The 11,408-nt window shown below is 40.3% G+C and carries 9 protein-coding genes; 3 read left to right on the plus strand and 6 right to left on the minus strand.

Going from position 1 to position 11,408, the window contains the following annotated elements; genetic code table 11:
* Positions 1–27 precede the first annotated feature (27 nt).
* Positions 28–927 carry an SDR family NAD(P)-dependent oxidoreductase gene (locus tag HMPREF0106_RS15625; RefSeq protein WP_009039629.1) on the plus strand — a complete coding sequence of 300 codons (900 nt, stop codon included), beginning with the start codon at positions 28–30 and terminating at the stop codon, positions 925–927.
* 6 nt (positions 928–933) lie between these two features.
* Here HMPREF0106_RS15625 and HMPREF0106_RS15620 read toward each other — a convergent pair whose 3' ends face one another.
* Positions 934–2,337 (minus strand): DUF6035 family protein, encoded by a 1,404-nt coding sequence (locus HMPREF0106_RS15620; RefSeq protein WP_009039630.1) that lies wholly within the window; start codon positions 2,335–2,337, stop codon positions 934–936.
* Between the two features lie 26 nt (positions 2,338–2,363).
* Here HMPREF0106_RS15620 and HMPREF0106_RS15615 point away from each other — a divergent pair, with 26 nt between their 5' ends.
* The gene (locus tag HMPREF0106_RS15615; RefSeq protein ID WP_008022225.1) at positions 2,364–2,690 is read left to right on the plus strand and encodes a helix-turn-helix domain-containing protein; all 327 of its coding nucleotides are present in this window, start codon (positions 2,364–2,366) and stop codon (positions 2,688–2,690) included.
* Entirely contained in the window at positions 2,674–3,777 is a 1,104-nt protein-coding gene (locus HMPREF0106_RS15610; RefSeq protein WP_009039631.1) for a type II toxin-antitoxin system HipA family toxin, read from the plus strand. Before HMPREF0106_RS15615 ends, HMPREF0106_RS15610 begins: the two co-directional genes overlap by 17 nt.
* Here HMPREF0106_RS15610 and HMPREF0106_RS15605 read toward each other — a convergent pair.
* The 5 genes from HMPREF0106_RS15605 to HMPREF0106_RS15590 all read right to left on the minus strand — a co-directional run bounded on the left by HMPREF0106_RS15605 (position 3,737) and on the right by HMPREF0106_RS15590 (position 11,194).
* Positions 3,737–4,543, minus strand: a complete 807-nt coding sequence (locus HMPREF0106_RS15605; protein WP_008022223.1) for a patatin-like phospholipase family protein — start codon at positions 4,541–4,543, stop codon at positions 3,737–3,739. The genes HMPREF0106_RS15610 and HMPREF0106_RS15605 overlap by 41 nt on opposite strands.
* A gap of 201 nt (positions 4,544–4,744) precedes the next feature.
* Positions 4,745–5,215, minus strand: coding sequence for a DUF3826 domain-containing protein (locus tag HMPREF0106_RS28245; RefSeq protein ID WP_306445251.1), 471 nt, complete (start codon positions 5,213–5,215; stop codon positions 4,745–4,747).
* Positions 5,216–5,241: 26 nt separating this feature from the next.
* The gene (locus tag HMPREF0106_RS15600; RefSeq protein WP_370766366.1) at positions 5,242–6,687 is read right to left on the minus strand and encodes an alpha/beta hydrolase family protein; all 1,446 of its coding nucleotides are present in this window, start codon (positions 6,685–6,687) and stop codon (positions 5,242–5,244) included.
* Between the two features lie 104 nt (positions 6,688–6,791).
* Positions 6,792–8,159 (minus strand): glycoside hydrolase family 28 protein, encoded by a 1,368-nt coding sequence (locus tag HMPREF0106_RS15595; RefSeq protein ID WP_032851224.1) that lies wholly within the window; start codon positions 8,157–8,159, stop codon positions 6,792–6,794.
* Between the two features lie 200 nt (positions 8,160–8,359).
* A complete protein-coding gene (locus HMPREF0106_RS15590) occupies positions 8,360–11,194 on the minus strand; it encodes a glycoside hydrolase family 78 protein (protein WP_009039634.1) in 2,835 nt (944 codons plus the stop codon).
* Positions 11,195–11,408: the final 214 nt, after the last annotated feature.

An 11,408-nucleotide genomic window follows, 5' to 3' on the forward strand; every position in this document is an offset into this window, starting at 1 on the left:
ACATTTGCCAATAAATAAAAAATAACGATGGCAGATAATTACATAGAAAGACAACAGGAACAATACGAAGCCCGAAAAGCTGCTTGGAAACAAGCACAAAAATATGGTAAGAAGAAACTAACAGCAGTACGTCCGGCTGAATCGAAGTCTCACACTTCAACGGTTTCAAAACCGGAGGATTCAAAAAGAAGAGTATTTATAACAGGCGGAGCGGAAGGAATAGGCAAAGCAATAGTAGAAGCTTTTTGCCTAGCTGGAAATCAAGTTGCCTTTTGTGATATAAACGAAACATCGGGACAGGAGACTGCGAAGGCAACCGGGGCTACATTCCATAAGGTCGACGTAAGTGATAAAAACGCACTTGAAAGTTGTATGCAAACCATTCTTGCCGAATGGAACGATATTGATATTATTGTCAACAACGTCGGTATCAGCAAATTTTCTTCTATCACAGAGACAAGTGTAGAAGATTTCGACAAAATTCTTTCTATTAACCTGCGTCCTGTATTCATCACTTCCCGGCTGCTTGCCATCCATCGTAAAAAGCAGCCCTCTCCCAACCCATACGGCCGAATTGTAAATATCTGCTCTACACGTTATCTGATGAGTGAACCGGGAAGTGAAGGTTATGCAGCATCGAAAGGTGGTATCTATTCTTTGACTCATGCATTGGCTTTGTCTTTATCCGAATGGAATATCACAGTAAATTCCATTGCTCCGGGATGGATACAGACTCATGATTATGCTCAACTCCAACCGGAAGACCATTCACAGCATCCTTCACGCCGGGTAGGTAAACCGGAAGATATTGCCCGCATGTGTCTGTTTCTCTGCGAGGAAAACAATGATTTCATCAATGGAGAAAACATCACTATTGACGGGGGAATGACGAAAAAGATGATTTATATATCTTCGGACGCAACATAAACATCATTACGAATTCATGTTATATACTTCTGGATACAAAACAGATAAGGCTTTGTAAATAGCTGAATTTATTTCTATTTTTTCAGAGCCCTTTTCTAATTTTATCCCGGGTTCTTTTTGAGAAAGATAACTTCTCATACTCTGCCCATCTGTAAAATGATAAGCATCGAAAGCCATATCAATATATCCCCAATATTGATTTAATGGATGTTGTAAAGTTGCACCACGTACTCCATTTATATATGATTTCCAATTAGGATTACTAGTGCAGAACAAATCATTGGTTTTAATGGCTTCTACCATACAAATTGCTCTAAGAGCAATACTATTCATTATCTCTTTCAAATCAATATCTAAACTCATATCATAGAACTTGTCTAAACAATAAAGTTTCATTTGTTTAGTACTTGTTATATTTCCGTGCACCTGCCATTCTTGGTGGGTATGATATCTATATCCTAATTCCCATAATGAAAAAAGAAAATCCAAATTACCCACTGTTCCGGCTTCTAATCCTATTTGCAATTTGGGATGTATCTCCGAGCTGTATAAAATATCCAGAACATCAGTCCTTGCATATTCTTTTAATTGCTCAAGGATAATATGTGAATCTCCAGAATTGAGACAAAGTAGTGCCATCAAAAAAGTATCATGTGGAAGAGTATTCCATAATGACAAAACCTTTTCTTCAGCTGTTCTACCTTCTATATCGTTGCATCCCCATGCCGGACGCTGTTTTCTTATAGCATAACCTAAAGAACTAAAAGTGTCTGATAGTTCCGATTTCTTAAAAATAGAATCAGCCTGTTCTAAAAGACTAACTGTTTTTCCTTTTATACGAATATCAGGCACTTCCAACTGTGGATATAGTAACCTCAGAATCTCATATTGTTTTTGATTTTCCCACTCTAATAGTGCATCTTTATCTATTGCATTGTATATTGCCTTGAATGAACTAATTTTATATATTTCCTCCCATTTTCCGCATTTTTTCAATGCAGCCTCACAAAATATCCAATAATCTCTATAATTAGTAATTGCGTTATTAGCAATACAAAGCCATACATTGGTTTTATATTCAAAATATACCGAAGTATTAGATAACAAAGACTCAATAGTATAAATTGACTTTATAAAAGAATCAACAGAATTAAATAATTCCGCTATCAAATCAGGACGTCCTTGTTCATATAAAGTAAAAGATAGCCTTGAGAGAGTGGCTAATTTTTTATATACTACATATTCACACTTGTCTCTTATAGTTTCTCTATCCTTACGAGTTATCTGATATCCGTGTTGTAAGAACAGAACTAAAAAGCTATGTGGGCTACTTTTTCTGCTATTTTTATTGAATAAGTCAAAGTGAAACACTATCTTTGTAACAGATATAATAATATCTATTATAATCATATTTGTTACTTATCAGATACAATGATATGTCTTTATTATACAACTTTGATATAGATACGCCCGAAGATATTCTGCAGTTACTTGCCTGCAATTTACAAAAGAGGCGATTGGAGAAAGGACTTTCAAGAGATGCTTTATCCAAGTTAAGTGGCGTTCCTTCTCCCACTATAGCTAAGTTTGAACAGAAGTTTTCTATTTCATTGAGCTCTTATGTGGCATTAACAAAAGCATTAGGATATTCCAAAGACGTAAAGGCACTTCTTGCAGAACCACTTTACAGTACAATGGAAGAATTGGACGTTATCAATAAAAATAAAAACAGGAAGCGAGGAAGAAATGAAATTAGTAAATAAGTTATCGGTACTTTATCGTGATCAAAAGATAGGAGAACTTACCATGACACACGATAACCGATGTTGCGCTTTCCAATACGATAAGAAATGGCTGATATCAGGCTTTTCTATCTCTCCATTAGACTTACCATTAGAATCTAGTTTATTCATCGCCAAACCAGAACCTTTCTGGGGAAATTTTGGAATATTTGAGGATAGTCTCCCTGATGGATATGGTCGTTATTTGTTGAATCGTTTACTCAAAAAACAAGGTATAAATGATGCTTTGCTTACACCTATTCAGCGATTAAGTATAGTGGGAATTTCGGGAATGGGAGCACTTAGTTACGTGCCGGAATCTTATATTGGAGAAGAAAAATCTCTACCTGACTTGGACAACTTACAACAAATGGCTCTGGAAGTACTTTCAGAAAAATCTGAAGAAGGCGAAGATATTTTATATTTCAATAGTGGTAATTCCGGTGGCTGCCGTCCTAAATGCTTGTGGCATGATCGTGAAGGTGCATGGTTAGTGAAATTCCGCCATACATATGATCCGAAAGATATAGGGAGAATGGAATATAAATATAATGAAGTAGCTCGTAAATGTGGAATAAATGTTCCTGATTACAAGTTATTAGATGGCAAATATTTTGCCAGCAAACGTTTTGATATAGAGAATGGAAAACGACTACACATTGCTACTGCTGGTGCGTTACTCAATGAATCAATATCAAATCCAAAACTAGATTACAAGGTATTGTTACACTTAACAGGATATTTGACACAAGATTCACAACAAGTTGATGAAATGTTCCAACGCATGGTGTTTAATGTACTTACAGATAACAAAGACGACCATGTCAAAAATTTCAGTTTTATTTGTCGTGAAGGAAAATGGTCATTAGCACCTGCTTATGATTTAACTCTCTGCAAAGAGGGGTATCACGGTGAACATGCTACTTCAGCAAATAACAAAGGAAATCCGGATATTGAAGATATGTTGGCGGTCGGTGAAAGTATCCGTATACCCCGAAGAAAAGGAATGGAGATCATCAACCACATGATTAATCATTGCCAAGAGATTCTTTCAACACGTTTCGAGTAACTTCCGCTCCTGTCTTCACAATCGAAGCTGCGTGATGGAACTCCAACATATCATACGTATCGCCGGAAATTTGAATTAAGATATCCGGCTGACAACGTTCTATCTGATAACGGGTGATTTGCTGCATCATCATCCTGGAAGATTCTGTCAACAGATTATAAGGAGATACTTTCTTTTTCTTTCCGGTATCAATGGGTGCATTCACATCGACAGCTATCAGAATGTCTCCTTCAGTGCGTTGCACATGACTCAATGGAAGAGGATTCAGAATACCTCCATCAATCAATACCATACCGTCTTTTCTTAATGGGCGGAAAAGCATAGGGATAGAAATAGACGCACGGATAGCTTCATGTAAGCTCCCTCTGTCAAACCTGACTTCCTGATCGCGGACAATATCCGTAGCCATCGCTACATAAGGGACAGGCAGGTCTTCAATATTCATGTCCGGAATAATTTGTTTCAGTTCTTTAATAAAACGGTCACCTTTCACTAATCCATCCCGGCTTAAGGTAAGATCCGCCAATTCCCACATCTTGCGTTTGTCCCAACTATACAGCCATTCTTTACATTCTTCCATTTTTCCTGAAGCATACATTGCTCCCACCATTGCTCCCATGGAACTTCCTGCAATGGAAGTAATCTCAAAGTTGTGACGAAGTAATTCTTCAATTACTCCTATATGTGCTATTCCACGTGCTCCACCCATGGAAAGGACTAATGCTACTTTTTGCTTATCCATATCATATACATTTCTGTTAGCCATCTACAAAATAACACATTTTCTGCGAAAAAGATGTTTAGTAATCGTGAAGAAATAAATTATAGCAGTGTTTTAGGGGAACTAAAGCATAGCTTTAGATATGATAAAGCTATACTTTGTCAGTTGCAAAGCATAGCTCTATTATATTCTTCTATTATCCCGGAGATTTTCCGGTTATGTAGGAGGTTAAGGGTTTACCCTCATTTATTTCTTTCCTTGAGCCTTCTTTTCTGCGTTTCGCTTATTCACGTAATCTTTGAACATCTGCCGCCAGTTGCGACCATGCTCATTGAAATACTGTTCGCATTTGGTTTTATAAATTTCGAAGATAGCAGAAATCTGCTTCATATTCTTGTAGTCAATAGCCTGTTCGCGAGCCAGTTTCAACTGTTCCAGAACAAAAGTCGTTTCCTCCTCCGTCATATTGGGCACGATGGCCTGATAACCTTTCAAGGTAAAAGCAACTTTACCTACCGTGTATTTATCCAGGATTTGTTCAATCTGTTCTTCCGTCAATACTCTGTGTAAATCTTTCATTAGCCTTTCATGCACTTCTTTCGGCATAGCAGAATCTGCAATCATTTCACGGTCGAGCTTGGAAAGCGGTTTGCCTGTCAGAGGATTGATACCCTCGGGGATTGTTGTATAAGGGTGCTCATTGTGCCAGTCACGCACTTTACGAAGATGATTATAAATGGCAGTTACTGCAAAACCTGCTTTTTATCATCGTTCAACTCTAAAGAAGCTACCCAGTCGATGGCTTTCTTTTCGAGAGAAGCATCTGATTTTAAATTAGCAAAAGCCTTCTTGTCAAAATAAGCAGCTACCTTGTCAAAAGAACGGATGGCGCCTTCAGGAAGCAAAGCTCCTTTTTCACCAAAACTATACATAGCGGATTCCGGTTCAATGGTGACCTTGCTTTCATCCAACATCTTTTTATCCAATTTGAATACTTCTGCGAAGAAGTCATAAACAGCATTCCGCTTATTCGGGCCAAAGTCATGTTTCTCTTTGGGAAGATGTACATTCGTTACTTTATCTTTTGCCTGGTAGAATCCGTAAATTCGTTGCAGATAAGGAAATTCAAGAGTAGGAACACTGGCCGTCCAGTCGCCGCCATCCGATACGATCAGTTGTGGACGAGGAGCAAAAGTAGCGGCTAATTCCGCATTACAGGTTCCTCCTGCAGATAGTTGAATAGGCATTCCGCTTTCGCAGGGACAACCACCGTCGAAGTGAGAAGCCAGGCTCACCACCGGAGCTGAAGCGGTGAAACGATCATCTAATACGCTCAACAATACAGTATGGGTACCTCCACCCGAACCGCCATTCGTACCGATACGGCTGGTATCAATGTCCTTACGGGAAGCAAGCATGTAGTCAAGAATCAGTAAGCCGTTCATTGCCTGAATAGTGTGCGCCGCACTACTACGGTGTGCCGCACTGCCCACTTGCAAAGCCGACTCTCCCCATCCGAACAAATCATAGTCTACACAAACAGCTCCCATACGTGCTAAAGTTCCCATACGTTGTTGTTGGTCTTCCCGATAACGTCCGCCACCAAAATGTCCGTTAGGGCAGATTATCAACGCATGTTTTCCTTTCGATTGGGGCGTATAGATAGAACCGCAAACGTATAACCCGGGAAGTGTTTCAAGCGCGAAATTCTGCACGGTATAGCCATCAAACTTACGTATCTTTGAAAGAATAGGTTTGGATTTGACACATTGAGCCAACAAAGGATCGATACCTAAACGCTGACGTACCTCTTTTTTCAGAGAATCGGCACGAAGTTGAAAAGACTGTCGGTCTGTATAGAGTGTATTCAGATAAGCCAGCATCTTCTCTCCGTCTGCATCTGTACGACGTGGATACTCGTATGCTTTCAGCTTATACATATTTCCTTTCTGCTTAACAAATTTATAATCGAAAGGTGCCAATACATTCGTCAAGGATTCTTCCACGGAATAAGGACGAATACGGAAATCGGCATAAGGCAGCACTTTTCCCACCGTATCAATGTCATATTTCAAACGGACTCCGAAACGGTTCTGTATATCCGTCAGTACTTCATTCAAGGGACGGGCAAATTCTGTCTCGTATGTTTGCGTCTGGGCTTCGGCCGAAAGAGATGCGGCAAGAAGCATAGTAAAAAGGATTCGTTTCATTTATTTTTAATTTATGTAAGTTGTTTTTTCACTACAGATTACACAGATTTTCACAGATTTATTATTCTTATAATTTAGTCGAATTAAAAATCTGTGTTAATCTGTAGTATCTGTTGTGTGCTTTTAATTACTTCACCATTGACGATTACGTCATCCATCGTGATACGTTCACAATTTTCGAAGATACATTTCTGTTTCCCTCCCTGAATATGAATATCACGCAAAACGATGTCAGATATCGGCGCTTCTTCCAAGCCCACTATTTTGATCGGAGTCTTTACGTTTGTCACAGTCATTCCGCTGATATGTACGTTACGGAATATCGGAGTGCGTTCACTCTTAGGTTCGGCAGGCATTTTACTGTATTTCAAATTCAATACGACAGCTTCCTGTTTAATGTTGCTCATTACGACGTTGCTGACACGAATATCTTCAACGACTCCTCCCCTTCCACGGGTCGACTTAATACGGATTCCACGATCTGTTCCGTCAAACACGCAATTAGAAATAGTAACTTTACGCACACTCCCACTCATCTCGCTGCCGATAACAACGCCTCCGTGACCGGAAAGCATGGTGCAGTTGGTGATAGTGATATTCTCGCAAGGTACTCCCAAACGACGGGCCTGCGCATCTCTTCCCGACTTGATTGTGATGCAATCGTCTCCTACTGATATATGGCAGTCGCTGATATGTACGTTGCGGCAGGATTCCGGATTCACTCCGTCCGTATTTGGTGAGGGCGCATTATCTATGGTGATCCCCTTTATAGTTACATTGTCGCAAAACTCCGGATTGACAGTCCAGAAGGGAGAATTTATGATTTTCACTCCTTCAATCTTTACTTTCTTACAACGAACGGGCTGAATGAACGGAGGACGGAAAAAGCGACGTTGCAATGTATTTACATAATCCTTGTTCGTTTCAGCATAAATTGCTGTCGTATCATTTGCTGCATCCCACATGGACTGATATTTATTCACATCACGCATGCCATTGTCTTTCAAATCAATCATGACACGAAAGAACTCCATCCACCATTTCTTTCCTTGTCCGTCCAAAGTTCCTTCTCCTTTGATCGTAATATTCTCGGCATCTACCGCATAAATCAAAGGCTGGAAACTTTTCATCATCACTCCTTCATGACGAACCTCGACAAAAGGAAGATAGTCATCAAAGTTATCGGAAAAGAGCAAGGTAGCTCCGGCTTCCAACTCCAGTGTAATATTACTTTTCAGATGGATACTCCCCGTCAGGTAAGTTCCGGCAGGAAAGAAAAGAGTACCTCCGCCGCCACGGTTCAGACGGTCAATCGTTGAATTGATTAGCTTTGTATTAAGAGTCTTGCCATTTGCTTTTGCACCGGCCTTCAGCATATCTACACGCTCGGCACGAAGAACTGTGGTTGCACAGAAGCAAAGAAAGACAAAAAGAGTTGTTCGTAAATTCATAATCGATATTATTAAAGTATATTTCATCGTTTCCTTCTAAAAAATCATGCTAATAGAATCTTTTTTTCTTCCCAATGTTTGAAGACAATCATTGAGATGTTTTTTTCAAACATGCTACATGATTAAAATAAAGATGCTGCATGATTTTTTATACGAATACATTGTTTTTTAATTCTACAAATATATACAAAAAGGTTCTTTTATTTTGCACAAACCAATTGATATGTTCCGCTCTGTATTTCTTTCGGTTCTTTTCCGCCCGGGAGATAAACAACAGCGGTAGTATTCACCGGAACAGACACGTTTAAAGTGAAAGTCCCATTCTCACAAGTCCAGTCCACATTAATGGTACCGTATAAAGTTTCATACGACGCTTTGACATATTTCAAATCTCCCACAGGTTGGGGAGCGATGATGAACTTCTGATAACCTTGTTTTGGAGTGGTAGAAGGACGAATACCGACCAGTGAATTAAAGAACCATTCATCAATCTGTCCCATCATAAAGTGATTCCAGGAAGAACCTTGACGGGGGTCCCATTGCTCGGTCAAAGTTGTAGCGCCGAATTTTAACTGGAAACCATATCCGGGAGCTTCTTCATGATTGAACATTTTATAAATAAGTTCATGTTCCCCATTACGCGCCAATGTCTGAATCAGATAACGGTTTCCCACATCACCGGTAGTCAAACGGTTGCCATGTGCTTCCACATCTTTTATCAGATTCGCGAATACTTTCTCATTCAAATCTGCATCCGGTCGGTAGTTACCTTGTTCATCTGCATCCTGCGTCATTTGGAGGAACAGCGGAAGCGCATTACTACATTGGCTTCCTGTACCATATTGTGCCGTATCTTTATGAAGAAAACATTTATTAAATGCAACCATTATATCCTGTGCCAACGAAGTGTAATAATGAATGTCAAAGTCATTACCTACCATTTTCGCAGCTTGTACCAAATACATGACTGTCATGTAATAATGCGCAGTAGCCACCAAAGGAACGGGCGTATTCCGTGAGAATCCCGCACGAAAATCTCCGTAATCATACCAGTCTCCCAATCCGAAAGAAAGAATACCTTTATCTGCACGAGTCTTGAGATAATCCACGTAACGACGCATATTCGGATAATATTTCTTAATCAATGAATCGTCTCCATAAGTCTCATAGTACATAAAAGGGAAAATAACCAAAGAACCACCCCACTCCGGAGATTCGGCAAAAGCATCCATACCCGGACCTTCAAAAATCACGTATTCCGGAGCAGTTGTCGGCATGGCCCCGTTGGAATGTTGTGCATCTGCCATATTCTGCATAATCTGCGGAGCGTATGCTGTCAAATCATAGTTATACAACAAACCCGGACCATTCAGATGTACCTGTTCCAGCCACCCAAGTTTCTCACGATGCGGACAATCCGTAAACACAGACTGCATATTGCTGCGAACCGCTTTCTCGATCAATCGATGGGCAGCATTAAATATCCGGTTGGATGATTCGAAAGTGGAAACTTTCTTGGCTGAATTATATACGAAACAGGATTGAATATTCTTTAATACAGGCAATTTCTGCGGATTCTTCTGTCCTTTTAAGACAGCACCCTCTACCTGAATATATCTAAAACCATAATAAGAGAAACGAGGGTGCCAGGTTTCATCGCCTTCCCCTTTCAGAGTGTATTCGTAATAGTGTTGACGCCCTGTCTGACGCTGATTGCAAGCACCTTCCTCTGTCAATGCTTCGGCTACAATCAAAGTCACTTTCTGACCACGTTTGCCACGTACTGTTATTTCCGGAAAGCCAGCCAGATTCTGTCCCATATCCAACACAAAAGCAGAAGGATCGACTGTTCTCTTAGTTGATACAGAAGCTGATGCAACTTGGTCCGCATTTAGTTTGGTTACCTTTTGAATATCATACCGTTCCATGATTTTCACCGGAGCCGCCATCTGTGGACGAAGTATTCCTTTAGGAGCTTCCTGTATGACTACCGGACGCCAGTGACTGTCATCAAAGCCAATCTGATTCCATCCTTTCTGTTCACGACGCGCATCATAATCTTCTCCTCCATATATGCAATTGAAGGTTACCGGACTAAAATCATATTTCCAATTATTATCGGAATGAACCGTCGTACATGTTCCATCTTCGTAGTTAATAACCAGCTCAAATAAAAGTGTGGGAGGACCAAAGCTGATCTGTAATTTGCGATAACGCCCCCCCTGCACATTATAGAATCCATTCCCCAATAAGATTCCTACGACATTTTCACCACGCCGCAATTGTTCCGTCACATTGTATGTGTTATAGTAAACAGTTTTATCATAATCACTCCACAATGGAGCAAACTCACTGTTACCTACCTTTTTGCCATTCAAAGAAAACTCATAGAATCCCAGACCACAAACGTATGCCGTTGCCTCCACTATTTTCTTACCCGGTTTACGGTTTGCACCCCCTTCTTTCGCATCTCCTACCTGGAATGTTCTTCTCAAACAAATACTTTTCTTTGCCAAAGTGTCCACTGCTTCCCAAGCAGCTTTCACTTCCGGTTTCTTCAACTCTCCACCGTGGAACTTACGCCCTTCCGGTAAATGAGCATTTTGTCGGGTAATAGCTCCAATCCACTGCCCCGAAGATAATCTTTCGGGTACTGCCCGGAATTTCGCTTCACTGCTCCACTCGGAAGGTGTATCTGTTTCATCCCAAACACGAACGCGCCAACTATAATTAAATGAGTTATCAGGACGTATATCTGCCCCCTTTGTAGAAACTAACTGGCTCTGCGAAGAATAAACCTTCCCACTATTCCAAACAGAACGCCCTGTAAAAGCTTCCCGAATATCAATCTCATAGGCAGATTGTCGTGTCCCATTTTCCGGCGATTCCATCACCCAGCCCAAACGGGGTGAACCTTCGACCACTACCAGTCCCTCCTGCATCTCACAGGTAAGACGACTGATGGTTATATTCTTTGCCTGTACAAAACAAGACAAACAAATTAGCAATGAAAGAAGAATCTTTTTGAATTTCATTTTTCAAGTATCTTTTATTTGTTCGATAAATGAGAATTTATCGGTTAGGCTGAAAGCCTTACAATTATATATTTATTGGGATGCCCTGAAAGGGCTTAATTATATAGCGTAGGGCAACGCCCTACGAAAAAAACACACCAGCCACAAGCCCTGAAAGGGCGGAACCGTATACAATTATGCCCTTTCAGGGCGCAAATTCAGATTGTCGTTTTTA

Origin of the sequence: Bacteroides sp. D22, assembly GCF_000163675.1 — a bacterium.
Lineage (GTDB): Bacteria > Bacteroidota > Bacteroidia > Bacteroidales > Bacteroidaceae > Bacteroides > Bacteroides xylanisolvens.

Excerpts from the sequence above, each read along its gene's own strand:
- HMPREF0106_RS15625 (WP_009039629.1), top strand. The coding sequence starts at position 28 with ATGGCAGATAATTACATAGAAAGACAACAGGAACAATACGAAGCCCGA.
- HMPREF0106_RS15620 (WP_009039630.1), bottom strand. The coding sequence starts at position 2,337 with ATGATTATAATAGATATTATTATATCTGTTACAAAGATAGTGTTTCAC.
- HMPREF0106_RS15615 (WP_008022225.1), top strand. The coding sequence starts at position 2,364 with ATGTCTTTATTATACAACTTTGATATAGATACGCCCGAAGATATTCTG.
- HMPREF0106_RS15610 (WP_009039631.1), top strand. The coding sequence starts at position 2,674 with ATGAAATTAGTAAATAAGTTATCGGTACTTTATCGTGATCAAAAGATA.
- HMPREF0106_RS15605 (WP_008022223.1), bottom strand. The coding sequence starts at position 4,543 with ATGGCTAACAGAAATGTATATGATATGGATAAGCAAAAAGTAGCATTA.
- HMPREF0106_RS15600 (WP_370766366.1), bottom strand. The coding sequence starts at position 6,687 with ATGCTTCTTGCCGCATCTCTTTCGGCCGAAGCCCAGACGCAAACATAC.
- HMPREF0106_RS15595 (WP_032851224.1), bottom strand. The coding sequence starts at position 8,159 with ATGAATTTACGAACAACTCTTTTTGTCTTTCTTTGCTTCTGTGCAACC.
- HMPREF0106_RS15590 (WP_009039634.1), bottom strand. The coding sequence starts at position 11,194 with ATGAAATTCAAAAAGATTCTTCTTTCATTGCTAATTTGTTTGTCTTGT.